Source organism: Pandoraea terrae (genome assembly GCF_902459695.1).
Taxonomy (GTDB): domain Bacteria; phylum Pseudomonadota; class Gammaproteobacteria; order Burkholderiales; family Burkholderiaceae; genus Pandoraea; species Pandoraea terrae.
The window spans coordinates 1-18,189 of record NZ_CABPRZ010000015.1 but is presented as its reverse complement, the minus strand read 5'-3'; the positions used below and the strand labels follow the sequence as shown (position 1 = coordinate 18,189).

General features: G+C 63.0%; 14 protein-coding genes. 1 reads left to right on the top strand and 13 read right to left on the bottom strand.

Annotation, left to right across the window (positions count from 1 at the left end; genetic code table 11):
- Window positions 1-28 precede the first annotated feature (28 nt).
- From PTE30175_RS17220 to PTE30175_RS17190, 7 genes are all read right to left on the bottom strand, one after another.
- On the bottom strand, window positions 29-745 hold the full coding sequence (locus PTE30175_RS17220; RefSeq protein ID WP_224788826.1) for an MFS transporter: 717 nt from the start codon (window positions 743-745) through the stop codon (window positions 29-31).
- A 205-nt stretch (window positions 746-950) separates the two neighbouring features.
- Window positions 951-1,439 carry a RidA family protein gene (locus tag PTE30175_RS17215; RefSeq protein ID WP_150698298.1) on the bottom strand — a complete coding sequence of 163 codons (489 nt, stop codon included), beginning with the start codon at window positions 1,437-1,439 and terminating at the stop codon, window positions 951-953.
- A complete protein-coding gene (locus tag PTE30175_RS17210) occupies window positions 1,429-2,409 on the bottom strand; it encodes a threonine ammonia-lyase (RefSeq protein ID WP_150698297.1) in 981 nt (326 codons plus the stop codon). Before PTE30175_RS17210 ends, PTE30175_RS17215 begins: the two co-directional genes overlap by 11 nt.
- Window positions 2,410-2,450: 41 nt before the next feature.
- The gene (locus PTE30175_RS17205; protein WP_150698296.1) at window positions 2,451-3,143 is read right to left on the bottom strand and encodes an amino acid ABC transporter permease; all 693 of its coding nucleotides are present in this window, start codon (window positions 3,141-3,143) and stop codon (window positions 2,451-2,453) included.
- Window position 3,144: 1 nt separating this feature from the next.
- Window positions 3,145-3,876 (bottom strand): amino acid ABC transporter permease, encoded by a 732-nt coding sequence (locus PTE30175_RS17200; protein ID WP_150698295.1) that lies wholly within the window; start codon window positions 3,874-3,876, stop codon window positions 3,145-3,147.
- Window positions 3,877-3,904: 28 nt separating this feature from the next.
- On the bottom strand, window positions 3,905-4,816 hold the full coding sequence (locus PTE30175_RS17195; RefSeq protein ID WP_150698294.1) for an amino acid ABC transporter substrate-binding protein: 912 nt from the start codon (window positions 4,814-4,816) through the stop codon (window positions 3,905-3,907).
- 44 nt (window positions 4,817-4,860) lie between these two features.
- A complete protein-coding gene (locus PTE30175_RS17190) occupies window positions 4,861-5,595 on the bottom strand; it encodes an amino acid ABC transporter ATP-binding protein (protein WP_150698293.1) in 735 nt (244 codons plus the stop codon).
- 146 nt (window positions 5,596-5,741) lie between these two features.
- Between PTE30175_RS17190 and PTE30175_RS17185 the strand changes: the two genes are divergently transcribed.
- Complete coding sequence (locus PTE30175_RS17185; RefSeq protein ID WP_224788825.1) at window positions 5,742-6,644, top strand: LysR family transcriptional regulator; 903 nt, start codon at window positions 5,742-5,744, stop codon at window positions 6,642-6,644.
- A 1,367-nt stretch (window positions 6,645-8,011) separates the two neighbouring features.
- On the opposite strand, the gene PTE30175_RS17180 is transcribed toward PTE30175_RS17185, so the two are convergent.
- From PTE30175_RS17180 to PTE30175_RS28260, 6 genes are all read right to left on the bottom strand, one after another.
- Entirely contained in the window at window positions 8,012-9,319 is a 1,308-nt protein-coding gene (locus PTE30175_RS17180; RefSeq protein WP_263596288.1) for a tyrosine-type recombinase/integrase, read from the bottom strand.
- A gap of 487 nt (window positions 9,320-9,806) precedes the next feature.
- A complete protein-coding gene (locus PTE30175_RS17175; RefSeq protein ID WP_150698291.1) occupies window positions 9,807-11,906 on the bottom strand; it encodes an HlyD family efflux transporter periplasmic adaptor subunit in 2,100 nt (699 codons plus the stop codon).
- 1 nt (window position 11,907) lies between these two features.
- Complete coding sequence (locus PTE30175_RS17170) at window positions 11,908-13,251, bottom strand: efflux RND transporter periplasmic adaptor subunit (RefSeq protein ID WP_150698290.1); 1,344 nt, start codon at window positions 13,249-13,251, stop codon at window positions 11,908-11,910.
- A complete protein-coding gene (locus tag PTE30175_RS17165; RefSeq protein WP_224788824.1) occupies window positions 13,248-13,997 on the bottom strand; it encodes an efflux RND transporter periplasmic adaptor subunit in 750 nt (249 codons plus the stop codon). Before PTE30175_RS17165 ends, PTE30175_RS17170 begins: the two co-directional genes overlap by 4 nt.
- 101 nt (window positions 13,998-14,098) lie before the next feature.
- Complete coding sequence (locus PTE30175_RS17160; RefSeq protein ID WP_224788823.1) at window positions 14,099-15,664, bottom strand: TolC family protein; 1,566 nt, start codon at window positions 15,662-15,664, stop codon at window positions 14,099-14,101.
- 19 nt (window positions 15,665-15,683) lie between these two features.
- Window positions 15,684-18,189: putative Ig domain-containing protein (locus tag PTE30175_RS28260; protein WP_224788822.1), on the bottom strand; the 2,506-nt coding region annotated here is incomplete at its 5' end.

Below are 18,189 nucleotides of genomic sequence, written 5' to 3'. Positions count from 1 at the left end.
TCAACGATGGTGAGAAGGACGATCAAACTCAGGAGAGAACTGATCGCCATGAAGCCGAAAACGTAGTCCCATCCATTCGAGTCAAGCAGGACTCCCGCGAAAAACGGTGCAGCAGCCCCCCAAGCTGGCCGCCCATGTTAACAATGGCGCTTGCCACGGGGAAAGCCTGCTTCGATGCAATTGACATGGGGTAGACCATGTACGCAGAGAACCCGAAGCTCAACAATGCACCGGTCAACAATAGCAGGCAGCCGTAGGCCACCGGGTTCGCAGGAGAATTGATCAGTGCAGCCATCATGATCGCCGTGGCCAGGGCCGACAGCATCATCCCCGGCTTGCGGCGCCGTCCAAGGAACCTGTCCGATACGTAGCCGCCGAGGACGTTGCCGAACACGGCCCCTACCCAAGGGGCCGCCGCAACGACGCCCATCCCCGCGACCGAGAAGTGTTTGACGCTGATGAGATAGGTCGGAATCCAATCGAGCAAGACGTTGGAAATACCGAGTTGGAAAGAGTATCCCAGCGCACAGCCCCAAATATTCCAGGACCTGAAACTGATCGGCTCGTTTCCCAGCGCAAATCGGTAGATCTTCAGTGCCAGAAGCGACGTCGCGGTGCCGACCAGGCCCGTCGCGACTGAAGTACCGATCATTGCGATGGAGAACAGGCCTCTGACGCCGAATCGGCCAACGGCAAAGCCCGCCGGCAACTGCGCAGTAGCGTACGCGAGGAGGAAGATACTCACCAACGCCGCATTGAGACCTTGCCGCTCTGTGGCCCGGCAACCGGCACGATCCGCTCTCGCAGGCGACACCAACATTAATGGCGCCTCGAATGCCTTGCCTCGCAAAGCTGAGCGGGCACGGACATACGTCTGCGCAAGAGTGGACAGAATTATTACCGCAGGAGCGACAGAAGATTCAATGCGGCCTGGACGATGAAGTCCTCTTTCAAGTGCTCATTACTCCCGCTCCGGATCGTTCTCGTACCAGCATCACGGCCTCCACCTCGACCACCATCCCGTGCGGTAGCGATCCCATGCCGACCGCCGAGCGTGCGTGGCGGCCCGCATCGCCGAAAGCAGCAGTCATGATTTCGGAAAAGCCGTTGATGACCTTGGGATGGTGCGTGAAGTCCGGCGTGGCATGGACCATGCCGAGGACCTTCAGCACGCTCTCGACGCGATCGAGATCCCCCAGAGCCAGTTTGACGGTCGCCAGCATCTGCAGAGCCACCTGCCGGGCGGCCCCATGGCCCATGGCCACGTCGTCTGAGGTTGCAAGACGGCCGAGCACGTAACTGCCGTCCATCCTGCGGGGCCCGTGGCCTGACAGGTACAAGAAATTGCCGGCACGTCGAAAGGGCACGTAGTGCTCGGAGGGTGCGATCGGGTTGGGCAGGCTTATGCCGAGCGCAGCGAGTCGGGTTTCAGGATGCATGGAGGGCTCGGATGAAGACGGACGGATCGACGTTTCCGCCGGAGCAGATCACGGCCACGGACTTGCCTTCGAAGTCGGCCTTTCGCTTCAGGACCGCGGCCAGCGTGGCCGCGCCCGCAGGCTCAAGGACGAGCTTCAGGTATCGAAAGGCAGTCGACATCGCGTCGAGGACCTCATCGTCCGATACGCTAAGCCCGGTCGCTGCGCACTCCCGCAGGATGCGCGACGTTCGCGTGCCCGCCACCGGCCCGCTCAACCCGTCCATTACCGTCGGCGGTCCGGGTGGACGCTTCCGCGGTGTTCCCTCCCGGACGGACGGCGCCATCTTTTCCAGCCCGGCGGGTTCGACGAAGAAACAAGGCAGGTCGGGGTACGCCTGCTTCATGGCCGTAACAGCGCCCGAAGCCAGCCCACCGCCGCTGCAAGGCACGACGAAGGCATCCGGTCGAATGCCTTCTTCAGCGAGTTGTTCTGCCAACTCCAGACCTGCTGTACCCTGGCCGGCGATAATGTCGTAGTCGTCAAATGGCGGCACGACGAGCATCCCGCGTGGGCCGGCAACCCGCCGACCTACCTCCTCGCGGTCTTCGGTGTCGGGGTCATACAGCACGATTTCCGCGCCCCACCAGCGACAGTTTTCGATCTTGATGGCCGCTGCATCCTTCGGCAACACGATGACTGCCGAACAACCCACATAAGCCGCAGCGGCCGCGACGGCGTGCCCATGGTTACCTGATGAGAATGCAACGACACCGCGCTGACGGACCTCCGGCGTAAGCGAAAGCAGTTTGTTAAGCGCACCGCGGTACTTGAAAGCTCCCGTGCGCTGCAAGGACTCGGCTTTCACCAGAACGCGGCATCCAGCAGTCTGGTCGAGCATCGAAGATTCAAGTATTGGAGTGCGAACTACCTTGCCTTTCAGCCGGTCAGCAGCCTGTTGGATGTTCGAGAAGGAAAATGTGTCTTGCATAACGATGTCCTGAAAGGAGAAAGTGTCTTGCACGGTGACGCTCAGCGGACGATGGCAACCCTAGACTGGATGCGCTTGACCAGGCTGGACGCGACAAACGAGAAGACGAAATAGACGGCCGCGGCGAACAGGTAGAGCTCAACGACGCGACCATCTCGCTGCGCGATCTTGGCCGCCGCGCCGAGGAAGTCAGTGAGCGAAACGACATAAACCAGGGAAGTGTCCTGGAAGAGGACGATCGTCTGCGTGAACAATACTGGCAGCATGTTGCGAAAGGCTTGCGGCAGCACTATGCTGCCCATAACCTGTGGATACGTCAGCCCCAACGCGAAGCCGGCCGCCAGTTGCCCTCTGGGAATGGACAGGATGCCCGCCCGCATGATCTCGCAGAAGTAAGCCGCCTCGAACAATGTGAAGGTGATCAGCGCCGAGGCTAGCCCGCCTATGGGAACGGGCCGGCTCGCACCCGTGGCCCAGCCGGCCAAGATTGGCACCAGGAAGTAGAACCAGAAGATGACGAGTAGCAGCGGCATGGAGCGCATGACGTTGACGTAGCCCGCTGCCACGTTGGACAACACGCGGACCGACGAGAGGCGCGCCAGCGCCAGTAACGTGCCGAGCATGATGCCGCCGATGGTGGCCAGGGCAGTGAGGACGACCGTGGTGCTCATCCCCTGTAAGAAGAGATAGCCCAATGCGCGCACGATGACGCCGAAATCGAAGTTGCCGAGCATGTCACTTGCCTACGATGTAGCCGGGAATGGCGACCTTGTGTTCCAGCTTACGCATAGCGGTCGTCACCAGGTTGTTTACCAGCAGATAGATGATCGTCGCGGCGGAGAAGGCCTCAAAGATCTGGAAGGACTGCTCCTGTATCGCATAGGCGCGCGCAGTGAGCTCCACGAGGCCGATGGTCAACGCCACGGAGGTGTTCTTGATCGTGCTCAGGAAGTCCGAGGTCAGAGGCGGCAGCACGATGCGGTAGGCCATCGGCAGCAGCACGTAGCGATAGGTTTGCAGCGTGCTGAGGCCCAGTGCCATGCCTGCATAGTATTGCCCACGCGGAATGGCGCCGATACCGGAGCGCAACTGTTCGGCCACGCGAGCCGACATGTAGAAGCCGATGCCCACTATGGCGGTAAAAAAGGAAGCATTCGGCACCTGCTTGAGCCAGGCGCCCGTCTGCTCGGGTAGCAGTTCTGGCAGCACGAAATACCAGAGGAAAAGTTGCACAAGCAGTGGCACGTTGCGGAATACCTCCACCCAGGCTCGCCCGAAGCTCTGAGCCGCGGTCGACGGCAAGGTGCGCATCACGCCGATCACGGAGCCCACGACCAGCGCGATGACCCAGGCGCTAAGCGCGGTTGCCAGCGTCCAGCGCAGGCCAAGGTACAGCGTGTACAGGTAAGTGCCGGAGCCGTCCGGAGACGCCTCGAAGAAGATGCCCCAGTTCCAGTGGTAATTCATGCTCGCGTCCTCGAATCAGAACCTGCCCTCATTGGAGGTAGGCGTTGGGGTCGAAGCTGCTGCTGGGCTTCTGATAGGCGTTGCGCAGCACCTGGGCCATCGGATAATTGAAGTTGATGCCGTTGGGCGGCACCGGCGACTGAAACCACTTCTTGTACAGCGCCTCGATCTCGGGGCTCTGGTAGATCCTGGCTGTCACGCGGTCGACCAGCGCCTTAAAGGTGGGATCGTCCTTCCTAAGCATGATCCCGTAGGGCTCCGGCTTGGAGAATGCGTCCTCACTGATGAGGTAACCGGCCGGATCCTTCGAGCGCGCGATCGCCACAGCTAACTGCACGTCGTCCAGTACATAGGCCTGTGCGCGGCCGGTCTCGAGCATCAGGAATGCCTCGAGCTGGTCCTTGGCCGCGACGATGCTCATGCCGAGGTTGCGCTCAGCGTTTACCTTGTTGAGCTGGTTGATGTTGGTTGAGCCGGCCACCGACACTACCGTCTTGCCTTTCAGGTCCTCGATCTTGTGCAGGTTCGATGCCTTTTTGGCGGCGAAGCGGCTGGCGGTCAGGAAGTGCGAGTTCGCGAATGCGACCTGCTTCTGGCGTTCGGCGCTGTTGGTGGCCGAAGCGCAGTTGAGGTCGATCGTGCCGTTCATCAACAACGGGATGCGGTTGGCTGCGGTGACTGGCGTGAACTCGACGGCCAACTGCGGCTGGTTCAGCTCTCGCTTCACTGCATCGACGATCTTCATGCAAATGTCGATCGTGAAGCCGACAGGCTTCTGGTTGGCATCGAGGTAGCTGAAAGGCACCGAAGCTTCCTGGAAGCCGATGACTACGCGGTTGGTCTCCTTCACCTTTTGCAATGTGCCGCCGAGATCGGCAGCGACGGCAGAACTCACCATAACGGCAAGGGCAAGGGCGAGAGTGTTCTTCAGTAAATGCATTTGACGGCTCCGGTTGAGATCAGGTGGACAAGTGTGGCAGACCCTCAGTGCGCGAGGATCTTCGATAGGAAGTCCTGAGCGCGCACAGTGCGGGCTTGGTGGGTACCGAAGAATTGATCTTTCGGGCAGTCCTCAATGATTTGGCCAGCGTCCATGAAGATCACCCGATCGCTGACCTTTCTGGCGAACCCCATCTCATGGGTTACGCACATCATCGTCATGCCTTCGTTAGCCAGCTGCACCATCACGTCGAGCACTTCCCCCACCATCTCGGGGTCGAGCGCCGACGTAGGTTCGTCAAAGAGCATTACGACCGGATCCACGCATAGGGCTCGCGCGATCGCTACCCGCTGCTGCTGGCCGCCGGACAACTGGCCGGGAAACTTGTCCGCGTGAGCAGAAAGCCCCACCCGCTCGAGCATGCGCAAGCCCCGAGCTCGTGCATCGCCCAACTTGCGCCCGAGCACCTTGACCTGCGCCAGAGTCAGGTTTTCGGTGACAGACAGGTGTGGGAAGAGCTCGAAGTGCTGAAATACCATGCCGACCTGCGAACGCAGCTTCGGCAGGTTGGTTCTGGGGGCGCAGATGGCGGTCCCGTTGACGACAATCTCGCCTTTCTGGATTGGCTCCAGCGCGTTGACGGTCTTGATCAATGTGCTCTTGCCAGAGCCCGAAGGGCCGCAGATCACGACCACCTCGCCCTTATCGATCGTGGTAGAGCACTCCTTGAGCACCTGGACATTGCCGTACCACTTGCTGATGTTCCTGATCTCGATCACGTTCTTTGATCCTTTGACAGCCGAGGCATGTGACGTATGAGTGACGCTACGAAGCATCGATCAGACAAAAAAACAAAAAAAGCGATATTTCTAGATCAAAGAAAATCACTTTCGGTGATACGATATGTGCTTCTCGGGAGGAACGCATGTCGGTGACTTTCAAGCAGCTCGAAGCGCTCTACTGGGTCGCACAGCTCGGCGGCTTTCTGCCTGCTTCGATCAAGCTCAACACTGCCCAATCAGCCATTTCCAAACGCATCCAGGAACTGGAGGGGCAGTTGGGAGTACCCTTGTTTGATCGCACGCAACGGGCTTCCCGACTGACCGAAAAGGGCGACGAACTTGCCGCCTATGCCAAGCGGCTTCTCGACATGCGTGAAGAGGCGATTGGCCAAGTGAGCGACCCGACCGTCATTGTCCGAACCTTGAGAATCGGCGTGACGGAGCTCACTGCGATGACCTGGATGCCACGCCTCATCGCTGTGACGCAAGCGCAGTACCCAATGGTGACCGTAGAACCAGATGTCGACGCCAGCGTTGCACTCCGGGAGCGGCTTCTTGCCGATGAGATCGACCTGATGATCGTCCCGGATGCATACTCGGATCCGCGCTTTGTGTCCGAGCCCGTGGGTCAGGTTGAGAATGCCTGGATGTGCAAGCCCGGGTTGCTGAACGAAGATCGACCACGGGCCATCTCCGAACTCAATGCGTTCACGTTGCTGGCAAATCGATCTGGGCCGGGCTTGATCTATGAGCGGTGGTTCCGATCGACCGGATTCGACCCGCCAAAGAAGTTGAGCAGCAACAGCATCGTGGCGCTTGTGAGCATGACGGTCTCTGGGCTCGGCATCAGCTATCTGCCAAAGGTGAGCTTTCGGCACCTCGTGTCAGCTGGCATGCTGCAAACGATTGACGTAACGCCTCCACTGCCGGCTGTCACGTACGTCGCGGTGCTCAAGGCCAACCGTCGCAGCGACCTGATGTCCGCATTCATCTCGCTGGCACAGAAGTATTGCGACTTCTCCGACGTCTTGCTGTCAAGCCGTTAGGCAGCACACAATGAGCAGGACACGATTCAGCTCGCCTCTGGTGAGGCTTTGCGAGCACCTTGCTGGCGTCCACGCGGGCAGCATGCATGCGGCCAAGTCGATCTGATAAAGGCGGTGGCCGCCGAGTAACCGCACCCTAACCTCGTTTTCACACACCGCTCAGGTGAACGAATGTCCCAGAATGAGGTGGGGGACATAGTGGGTGTCGATCGAAATTACGTGAGCACCCTCGAGCGCGCCGAAAAACTCCGGACGCAGTGAATGCTGTGTTTTTTTGACAAAACTTGTCCATTGGCGTCCGACGCCGTCGCAAAAAAAATTGCATGGGGTCTTAGAGGCCGTCCGAAACAGTCACCAATCTGACCTGCCCCCTTCGATAGGGCCAAGGGGTTTCTAGCATCACGCCGTCTCCCGACGCAGGGTGTTTCCTATCCAATTTTCAGCTTACCTACTTCCCCTGATTTCCGGCGGGCCGGTCCGGCCCTATGCTGACGTTGCCTGACAGAATAGCCTCCCCCGGCGCGCTGGCAGGCACTGGGTCCGCGTCTAGCAAGCGACGCGGACCCACTTTGATCTGGTCCCGCGCATCGCCTTGCCAGTGCCATACCACTGATGCGCTGGCGACTCCCACAACCAAGGCAACAACCATCAGGCCCCAAAGCGCCCGCTTCATTCGCATTGCGCGACGATGCGCCTCCGGCGATTCGTGAAATTCGCCCAACCCACCTGAATAGAGTTTCTCCCAGCGCATTTTCATCGCGTGCCTAGCCACCTTCCATGCGTACATTCTTTGTGGCGTCGATGTTGCCACGGTTCGGCGTTTTGCGAAATAACCCCTGCACGTACCGATGTATGCCGTCGCGACGCCCAGAATGAAAAAAGCCTGCTTCGGTATTGAGCAGGCCAAGGAACCCGCCGAGGGGCACAGAATGGGGGTTCGTCGGAATAAGACTAGCGTTTTTAAGCGTTCGCTGACTACTAGGGTAAAGCGCTATGACGAATGGGGGACGATGATGTTGTAGTCACTTGCGTGGGCGTTGCCCCAATCGTCGTGATGGCCGCCGGGAAGCTACAGCTAGACTTGACCGGTGACGAGACACGTATCGACCGCTGAGAGACAATCGCGTAAACTTCGGTCGAGGCGTTTGGTGCAAGGAATTGTTGTCCCAATCCTGTCCCAACGCTGTCCAAATTTACCCACGGATTTGGACAAGATTGGATGATCTGATCTCCGTAACCCATTGATTTATAAGACCGTCACGTCGGGCTATTAACCATATCCCGACATGTGGTTGATCGAATCAATTACGCGCCGGACGACGGCGATTCACACGGGGCGGGTGCTGACGGCTGCGCGCGAGATTCCGTCATGCGGACTTCAAGATCGTCACGTTGTCGGCGTCCATGCGCGTGAGCAGGTCGAGCCGGTCGCCGAGCAAGCGCCACGCCTCGATCTGCTCCTCCTTCTTGACGGCGCGCTGGTACACCCGCCGCATCCGGTTCTCGTCCAGGTGGTTCAGGCACTTCTCGATGACGTCGGGGCGCACGCCCAGTTCGCCCATGAGTGTGGCGCCGGTGCGGCGCAGGTCGTGGGGCGTCCAGTTGCCGCCGGGCAGCATCAGGGCGTTGGTCAGATTGGGGCCGTTGGTCTTTGCCTTGCCGCGCTGACGATCATGTAGTTGCTTGGTGATCGACTTGGGTGTCACGGCGCCTTCAGTCCGGTGAGACGGAAAGAGCCACGCCGGATCGGCCGACAGCGTCATTAAGGCCTGCAGGTGGCGCTTTGCAAAATCGCTGAGATAGATCGTGTGAGACTTGCTGTTCTTCGTCTCGGGCAGGACCCAAACACCTGTCCGGAGATCGATATCGGCCTTAGTTGCCCCGGTGAGCTCGCCGATGCGACAGGAGGTCGAGAGCATGACCCACACCGCGAGTGTCGTCGAGTCAAGCAGGTTGGCGGCGGCGAGCTGACCGGGTAGCAGCCGGATTTCGTGTTCCGACAGGACGCGGTCGCGCTCGGTCTCCTTGCCGCCCACGTCGCGTTTCTTGATGCCGAAGGTCGGGTCCGACGGCACGATCTCGCGCACGAACGCAAAGCCGAACATCTGGCGCATCTCGGACAGCAGGCGGTTGGCGAGCCGATTCGCGCCGCGCGCCTTCACGGTATCGAGGATGTCCATCACCTCGCGGCGCCTGACGTCCTCCGCGTACCGCTCGCCGATCGCCGGCAGCACGTCCTTTTCCATGCCGCGCCGCGTCTCGGCTCCACGGTCCTTGCGGTTCCCGAGTTCGAGCGCGGCCCACCGTTCGAAGAGCGCGCGGACCGTCAAGCGCCGCTCGCGGGCGTCCTGCGCCTCTCGCTCGCGCTGCGCGACCCGTTCGGCCGCCGCGCGGGCGTCCTCGATTTGTTTCTGGATGTCGACGCCGCCGCGAGCCAGCGCCCGGATCTCGGAGGCCCGCTCGCGCGCGGCGGCCAATGAGCAGTGCCCCTTGCCGGTCCCGTAGGGTTCGGGCAGGCGGTACTCGCGCTCGCGTCCGTCGATCATGTAGAGCACACACCAGACCGCCTTGCCAGTCGCGCCAATATGCAGCCGCAGCCCCGTGTCGGCCGTCAGTTTGCGGGGCTTGCTGCCGCTTGCACGCTGCGCCGCAATCGCGGCCTCGATGTCTCGCACAGTCAGTTTGGTCATGCGGGGCTCCGTGGTCTCGCGTCGGGCGCGATTGGTCCGCACCCAATTTACCCGAAATTTACCCGAAAATGCACCGACCCGCCCGGACTTTTTGCGAACGTTAATGAACGAATGAATTGTGTATTTTCTATATAAATCAGTACTTTACGTAAGCGATCGAACGTGCGCGAACGACCGCGGAAGGTCATATACCCTTATGGGGTGCAGGTGGTCGGAGGTTCAAATCCTCTCGCCCCGACCAGGAATATCAAGGGCTTACAGATTTTTCGTCTGTAAGCCCTTTTTCATTTTCAATTTTTACCCCATGGATGGCGCGGCGGTTTCCTGGCACCTGAATGCCCCGCCCGGTGACCGCCCCTATGCAGGGCGAGCGGCCCAATTGTCACCGTTAGGCATCCTTATCGCGGTCCACTGACGACGAACTGTCGGCGCGCTGCCCCACATTCCTCGGTCTTCGCGTCGGGCTGCACGATCAAAGGCCGCGCTCACGCTGCATCAGACCCAGCAGCGCGGTCCAGGCGTCGTCGGCAAGGCTATGGCGCTGGCGTGCCAGCAGCACGGTACCCGGCAATTCCCGCGTCAGCGGCAGCGAGTCGCAATGCGACAAGCGCACGCGGTAGATGGCCGTGGTCGGCGCCAATCCGTTGTGCTGGCTGCGCGTGACCGCGATAGGACCGCCGTAGAGGCTGGCCAGCGTGCGTTGCTCCAGGCCGGCGACACTGACTTGGTCCGTTTGCGCGGCGGCGCAGCGCACCGAGCCGAACTCCGGCAGGTTGGCGACGAAGACGCCGCTGCTGCCGGCCGTGAGCGCGGCATGGTCCTGCTCGCCGATGAAGGCTTCGGCTTTCAGCTCGCTATCCCGGCCGACGATATGATAAAGGGGCTCGCCGCGCGCCAACCACGCGCCATCGGCGAGGAACAGGTTGGCATCCACCACGCGCCCGGCGAACGGCGCGCGCACCTCCAGGCGCTTGCGCTCTTCGGCAAGGCCCGCCACTTCCGCCTGGGCGGCAGCCCAGCGGCGGCGCAGCACATCGCCCTCCTCGCGCAGCTTGGTGGCAAACGGCTGCTGCTCGACCTGCCAGCGCAATTGCTGTGCTTGCGCCTGTGCGGCGGCCAGCTGGAAGTCAAGTTCCGGCGACACCAGCTGCACCAGCAACTGCCCGGCGGCCACGGCCTGCCCGGCGCGCACCGCGGCGCCGCTCACGTAGCCGGGTTGGGCCGCATAGAGCGACTGGCTCTGGCTCGCGCTGAGCACGGCCGGCGCACGAAGGGTGCCGCGCCAGGGAATCACCACCACCGCAAGCAGCACGGCAAGCACGACCACGGCGCGCCGGGTCTGCGCGTTCCAGTGAATATCCCCACGGCGGCGGCGCCACGCCAGCACTTCCCGCACGACCGGCATGACGATGAACACGCCCAGCTCGACGACCAGCAGCGCCAGCCCCAGCGTCTTGAAGAACAAGTGATAGACGGTCAGCGCGATGCCGAAGAACAAGCCGAGCCGATACAGCCAAGTGAGAAAAGCGAAGACGATGAGGAAGCGGCGCCGCGATGCCGAAAACGACTCGGGCGCCGGATCGTCGAGGCCGAACAGGCGTTCCCGCAGCCACCAGCGCGCCATCGCGAATGCCCGATCGTGCAGGTTGGGCATGTTGAGCCAGTCAGCCAGCAGGAAGTAGCCGTCGAAGCGCATAAACGGGCTGGCATTGATGGCGAGGGTCAGCAGCCACGTGCTGGTCGCCAGCATGAACGCGCCGGCGCGCAGCGGCCCGTCCGGCAGGAAGTTCCACGCCACCGTGGCAAAGGCGGCCAGCGCCAGTTCCGACAGCATGCCCGCGGCACCGATCTTGAGCCGGTCCTCGCGCCGCATGAGTTTCCAGGCTTCGTTGGTGTCCGTGTAGAGCACCGGCCACATCACCAGGAAGGCGACCCCCATGGTCGGTACGCGACAGCCGTAACGGTATGCGGTAAATGCGTGCCCCAGCTCATGCAGCACCTTGGCCAGCGACAGCGCCAAGCCAATGCCCAGGAATCCCTGCAGGCCCGCATAGGAGGCAAAGGTATGGGTAAATTCATCCCAGCGGCGCGAGACGAGGTAGAGGCCAAACAAGGCAACCAGCCCCACGCCCCACCAGAAGCGTGGCTTGAACGCCCACTCGACCCAGGGCGCGCAACGCTGCAGCATGGGCATGGGCCGCACCAGCGGCATACGGAAGAACAGGTAATGCTTGAGCAGCCACATGGCCTTGCTGACGCGCTGCGCGCCCGCGATGCGACTCAGCCGCGCGCTGTCTTCTGCCCGCCACGCGAGCAGCAGGTTGTGGCGGTGGAGCAGTTGCACCACCGCCTCAAGCTCGTCCTCGCCCACGCTCAGTGTGGTTTCGCGGTTCACGGCCTCCAGCAGCGCGCGCCGGTCGCTCAGCGACCAGCGCGAGAGGATCTCGAAGGCCGGCCAGGATAGTTGATAGAACTTGTTGGAAGCCGGGTCGTGCAAGGTCCAGGTCGGTGCGCCGCTGGTGTCGGCGGGACCGGGATGCAGCGTGAGGTCCTGACGTAATGGGGGCAACACGTTAAAGGCCTATCCACTGGCGCGCGATCGTCAAGGGACGGCGCAACGCATGATAGAGAAACGGCACCCAGCCGGCCGACAGGCGCGCCGTGCCACGCAGCCCAAGTCGCGGCAGGTCCTTGGCGGCAAAGCTCGCGCGCACGCGGTAGGCCAGCACGCCACCGTCGGTTTCGGCCGCGGCATACGACACACTGATGATGCGGGCATCGAACGCTTGGGTCGGGTTGGCATCCGGGTAGAAGGTGATCATGTCGCCGGCTTTGATGCTGACCTGTTCCGCCACCGGCATCTGCGCCGTGAGCTCCACCTTGGCCGGATCGGCCAGCAGCAGTACCTTCTCACCAATCGTGACGGCCTTGCCCTGCCAGTCGTTCACGTCGCCGAAGACGGCCACGCCTTCGCGCTCGGCCTTGACCTGCACGCGCGCAAGTTGCCGCGCGGTGTAGTCGAGTTCCAGCGCCTTCTGGTCCAGCTCGCCACGGGCCTGTGCCATCTTGAGGCGGCTCTCATCGTCGGTCACCGCCATCTGCGCCGACTGGCGATACGTTTCCTGCGCCGTGTCGTAAGCGCGCTCAGCCACGGCGCGGCGGGTCTGCAGTGCGACGGTATCCAGACTGAACAGCGGCGCGCCTTGCGGTACCGGCTGGTTCGGCTGGACGTAAATGCGCTCGATCACCCCGTCGAGCGGCGCGCGAACCAGGAAAGGATCGCGCGCGGAGACCTCGGCCGGCGCCAGCACGGTGAGCCGCATGGGAATCAGGCAGACCGCCAGCACGCCGAACAAAACCCTGCGGCGCGTTCGCCCCGGCAGCAGCATGGCCTTGAGCCGCTGGCCCAGCGGCTGCGCTGGCCGGAACGCCGCCAGCGCGTGGCCGTAGGCGTGCGTGACCTCGGCCAACACCGCCAGTTCGTGCTCGGTGAACGGGGCTTCACGCGCGAGCAGCAGCGCACCGTCGCGCCGGCCTAGCTGGTCTTTCAGCGGCAGCCACAGCGCGTACGCGGGCAGCCAGTCTGCCCAGTCGGCGCCGGCCTTGGCTGGCGCCGAACCGGCGTCGATGGACACGGTATCGGCATAGGCATGGGCCAACCCGCGGCAGAGCTGGGCCAGCCACTGCAGATAGGGCGCGTTCGGGTCGACCTGCGGCAGGCCGGATACGGCCGCGACGTGCCCCAGGCCACTCTCCAGCCAGACCGCCGCCTGCCGGTAGGGCACGAGGCTGAGTGTCTCATTGGCCATCACGAATCCGAGGGCCTCCACGCTTTGCGCTTCGCGCGCGCGGCGCTCCAGCTGCAGCAGCGTGAGCAGCGGCGCAACCGCCGTCGGCGTATCGGCGGCTTGTGTCATTTGTCCGGGAAGCTCGCCCAGCCGCTCATGCCCGGCAGCAACGCCGCCTGGCTGCCCTCGATCTTGCCGGTGATGGAAATCGCCTGGCTTATCGGGTCGATCTTGGCGCCGATGCGGCTGACCTTGGCCGGAAATGACTGGTTGAGCTCATCTACCAGGACCGTGAACGACGTGCCCGGCTTGATGCGCGCCAGCCACCGGGACGGCACGATCATCTGCAGCTCGAGATCGCTGGAATCGACGATCTCGAGCAGCGGCTTGCCCGGCGTGACAAACTCGTGTGCCATCGCCAGGCGCTTGGTGACGCGACCGGAGAACGGCGCCGCGATGCTGCATTTGCTGACGGTGGAGCGCATATAATCGGCTTCGGCAGCCGACTCCTTGGCCTTGGCTTCCGCCTGCTCGATCTCCAGCTTGCTAACCGAGTTCAGCTCCGCCAGGCGCTTGTTGACGGCAAGTACCTTCAGCGCGGCCCCGGAGGAGGCTTCGGCCTTGTGGAGCTGGGCGCTGAACAGCGCGCAGTCGAACGACACCAGCGTCTGGCCGGCACGGAAACGGTCGCCCTCGCGCAACGGCAGGCGGTCGATCTTGGCGTTGAGTTCGCTGGAGATCGTGGCGAAGTCGCGCGCCGCCAACTGGGTGCGGATACGGCCATCCTTATCGGCGCCGGCAAACGTGGTGGGAGCGGCCGCAGGTGCCGCGGGTGCCGCGCATGCTGCTGCCGCCGCCAACACCAGCGGCAGCAAGGCAGTGGCGTTCAATGCAAAGCGTTTCATGACGGAGTGACGGTAAAATTGAATTGCCGGATTGCTGAATTTCTGGACTGCTGAACTGCCAAGCGCCTGGATTACTGCACCTGCGTGGCGGGCTCAACCAGGGTTTTCTCGTGCTCGGCGATGGCCGCGCGCAAGGTCGGGAGGTCGTAGCCGCCGACGGCCGTCGGCAACGGGTCCAGGCCCAGGGTGACCATCATCTGTCCAGACGCATTCTGCAGCGCGCCGTAGGCTTGATACATCCGCAGCTCGGACATCACCGCGCTGGCGCCGGCACGAATCTCCATCAGCTTGCCGGCTGCGTTGGAGCGGGTGGCGTTCTGCGTGTGCATCAGGATGCGCTGGTCCACGTCGTTCATCTTGTCCGACAGCTCAAAGGCACGCTTGTATCCCAGATAGCCGCGATACGCCACGTGCACCTGGGTCAGCACCGCCATGTTCAGGGCCAGGCGCTGTTGCTTGGCGACTTCATACTGCGCGTCGGCGGCGGCACGGATGTTGCCGGCGTTGAGCAGGTTGAGCAGGTTCCAGCTCATGCGCAGACCGGCGTTGTCCCAGGCCTTGTTCACCAGGAAGTTGTCGGTGTCGAAGTTCGCCCCCAGCTGTAAGGTCACGCCCGGCAGCAGCTTCGCAAGCGCCTTCCTGGTTTCATCCAGGCCGATGCGCTCGTTGTAGCCGGCCTCGACCAGCTCGGGCCGGTTGACCAGGGCGGTTTCTTCCATCTTGTCCGCAGCCACGGGCAGCTTGGGCATGGTGAAGCCGGCCGGGGCAGCCAGCGTGTAGTCATCGCCCGGAGGCACATTCATGATCGACGCCAGGCGCGGCTTGGCTTGCGCGAGTTCGTCGCGCACGGCTTCGAGCTGGCGCAGGATATCGAGCAGCTGGCGCTGGTAGTTCAGCGTTTCCAGCGGTGACTGCAGCTTCTCTTTCTCGATGCGCTGGGAGTCATCCAGTGCCTCCTGCGCCAGCTTGAGGATGGGCTCCACTTTGGCTTCGAGCTGCTGCGCGCCCACCGCTTGCCAGTAGGCTTGCCGGACCTGCTGCATCATCAGGTGCACGACCTTGCGGCGGCGCTCGCCCATGACCAGCACGCGGTCGGCCTGCTGGCGCGCGGTGTAGTAGCTGACGCCGAAGTCCAGCACGTTCCACGACAGGTTCAGGTCGCCGGTGTAGTGCGAGCGCGCCGAGGAGGTGGACGGCGCCAGGGACTGCTGCCCGGTCACCACATCCCTGGAGGACGATGCGAGTTCATTGCTGCGCCAGGCATAACCGGCATCGGCCGTCAGCCTGGGCAGCATGTCCCAGCGCGACAGGTCGAGTTGGCGCTGGGCCATGGCCTCTTCCATCAGCTTGAGCCGGCCGTCCAGGTTGTACTTGAGCGCGCGCGCCATGGCCTCCTCGAGCGTGACCGGACCGGCAAGCGCCTCCTGGTTCTGGTACATCGCCTGGCGCTGGTCAGGCAGTTCGGCCGTGCGCTCGGCAAGGGTGGTGGCGACCGGCTGAACGGCACAGCCACCCAGCATTGCAGCGGCGGCCAAGACGGAGACCAGCCGCTTGGGTCCGGGTTGGACAAAGCGAGAGATAGCGTTCGACAACGGATGTTCCTCTTTCCGGGATTGCTGCGTTTTATGTTCGTTCATGGCGTGAGTCGCTACCGACTTAGACCTGCTCCGGTTGCGGTTGCGGTTGTTCTTGTGCTTGTGCTTGTGCTTGCGTATGCCGGCTCAATTGCAGATGGTGCAGCAAAGCCGCATTGGCGGCCTGCTGCGAGGGCCGGCCGAACTGATCGAACTGCACCGCCAGCGCGGGCTTGCCTGTCGGCCGCGCGGCGGCTTGCAGGAGGCCGGCCAAAGGATCGGCGTGCTCCACGCCGGCACGCGAGTCGGCTGGCGCTTTCACGTTCAGGTCGAAACGGTTGCTGGTGCGGTTGCCCTTGTTATCCCGTTCGATGACTTCGATCTGGAACTGCAAGTTCATGCCTTGCGGCGGCTTGCCGGTCAGCGTGCCCGTCACCGGGTCGAACTTGAGCCATGGCGGCAGCGGGCGCCCGTTGGCCAGGCGCACCTCCACCGTCACCATGGCATCGCGGTCGCTCTGCCGGAAGAGCGAAGCCGGCAGCGCAATGCTGATCGCCTCCCCCGCTCGCGCAGAGACACTGCCGATCTCCGGCATGGCCTGCAAGCCAACGCCACCAGCCCCGCTGACTTCGACGAAACTCATGCGCCCTACCGGCGCCGGCGGCGCAAGGTCCAGGCTGTTGGCGGACAGCGGATCCGCATGGATGGGGTTCCTGCCGATGGCCTCCGGGCTGAAGCCGATGCCGCCCTGGTTGAGGGTCGGCGCATCGACGCCGGGCGCCGCGTCGAGCGCGGTCAGGATAATCAGCGGCACCGACGGGGCTGGCGCCAGCGGTGCCAGCCCGGGCCCGGCGTTGTAGTCGCCGCTGGGCGGCGCGCTCACGCCGAGCAACGCCGGTGGGGTGTGATTGACCACGTAGCGCTGCCCGGCCAGGCCGCCGGCAATAGCGTTGCCAGCCGTATCGATGATGCCGGTACCGCTGCCCTTCAGGTCCAGGCCCAGCTGGCCGTCGCCGGTCACGTTGTTCACCACCACGCTATAGGTCTGCCCGTCGATCTGCATGACCGAGGCGATCTGCCCGGTTGCCGTGCCGGAGCCCGACAGTGCGAAATCGCCAACAGTCACGCCGGTGACGTTCTCGCTGAAGGTCACCTTGAAGTGAACGGCCTTGCCCGCGGTCGGCGTAGGGTCCGTGGCGATGATCGCAAGCGCGGACGGGGCGACGGCGTCGACCAGTACCCCAGTGGTGGGCGCCACGTTGTTCAGCGTGATCACCGCATCGTTGCCCACGACGTCGCGGACCGTGCCGCCGTGCAGGTCCAGCGCGGAGGCGACGCTCACGCCATTGCTGTCAAGCTGGCCGCTCGCCACGGTCAGGCGGAATGTCAGGGCACTGGTGCCGGAGCCGGACAAATAGCTGGCATAGACCGTGCCGCCAGTGTCCAGCGTGACGGCGATGCGCGGCGTGCCGCCGGTCGTGTCGACCACCACGTTCCTGCTGTAGTTGACAGTGAAATCGAGGTTCTGGCCGGTGATGTAGGTGCCGTTGGCAGGCACGCCGACGCTGGCCACGGCCGGCACGATGCCATCCACCACGATGTCATGCTGGCCGCCCATCGAATGTGCGCCGCCGACCGCCGGCAGGGTCAGTACCGCGGCATCGCTGCTGGTGTTGGTGATCACGCCGCCGTTCAAGGTCAGCGCTGCGGAGGATGCCACATCGAGATCGGCGCTGCTGTCGCCGGCCTGCACCGTATAGCGGAACGTCAGCGTGTCGGTGCCGGAGCCCGAGATGTAGCGGGCACTGTGATCCAAGGCACCTGTTGCCAGCAGCAAGGTGGGCGTGCCGCCGCTGGTATCGACGGTCACCGCCTGGTCGAACGTCACCAACACGTCGACGGTATCGCCCACCTTGTAGGTGCCGTTGGCGGTGCCGGCATCGACGTTCGTGACGACGGGATTGATGCTGTTGACCGTGATCGAAACCGTATCGGTAGCCGTCTTCGCGCCATCCGGGCCGGTCAGGCCCAGGTCATTGGTGGTGACCTGGATACTGCCGGCGCCGTGATAGCCGTGCGTGGGCGTATAGACAAGGCCATTCAACGCGACGTTGATGTTGGTCAGCGTGCCCTCGAACGTCATGGTGGCATCACCGGTACCGGTGCCGGCGATGAAGCTCAGGCCCGTCGTACCGGAAAGCGTGACCCGGCCATTGGTGGCCGTCAGGGTAACGCGCTCGACGCCGCCGCCGGAATCGATGTCACTGACCGAGATCTGATTGCCATTGCTCGTGTTGAACGTCAGCGAGCTGTTCTGATTGACATTCTGGGCCGCGGGAACCGTGTTGATGGGGCTGTCATTGACGGCCGTCACCGAGGCCGTCTTGGTCGCGGCACTGCTATCTGAGGTGCCGTCATTCACGGTAAAGCTGATGGTGCGGTTGCTGGTGTTCGGTATTTCGGACGTATCGGTGTACGTGACCGAGCGCAGCGCCGCTTGCCATTGCGCCGTCGTGGCAGTCGCGCCGGCCGAGGTCAGCGTCATCACCCCGGTCCCGCTGTTGTAGCTCGCCGAGATGTTGCCCATG

Coding starts and splice junctions, on each gene's coding strand:
- PTE30175_RS17160 (WP_224788823.1), bottom strand. CDS start 15,664: ATGAACGAACATAAAACGCAGCAATCCCGGAAAGAGGAACATCCGTTG.
- PTE30175_RS17195 (WP_150698294.1), bottom strand. CDS start 4,816: ATGCATTTACTGAAGAACACTCTCGCCCTTGCCCTTGCCGTTATGGTG.
- PTE30175_RS17185 (WP_224788825.1), top strand. CDS start 5,742: ATGTCGGTGACTTTCAAGCAGCTCGAAGCGCTCTACTGGGTCGCACAG.
- PTE30175_RS17200 (WP_150698295.1), bottom strand. CDS start 3,876: ATGAATTACCACTGGAACTGGGGCATCTTCTTCGAGGCGTCTCCGGAC.
- PTE30175_RS17170 (WP_150698290.1), bottom strand. CDS start 13,251: ATGACACAAGCCGCCGATACGCCGACGGCGGTTGCGCCGCTGCTCACG.
- PTE30175_RS17210 (WP_150698297.1), bottom strand. CDS start 2,409: ATGCAAGACACATTTTCCTTCTCGAACATCCAACAGGCTGCTGACCGG.
- PTE30175_RS17205 (WP_150698296.1), bottom strand. CDS start 3,143: ATGCTCGGCAACTTCGATTTCGGCGTCATCGTGCGCGCATTGGGCTAT.
- PTE30175_RS17215 (WP_150698298.1), bottom strand. CDS start 1,439: ATGCATCCTGAAACCCGACTCGCTGCGCTCGGCATAAGCCTGCCCAAC.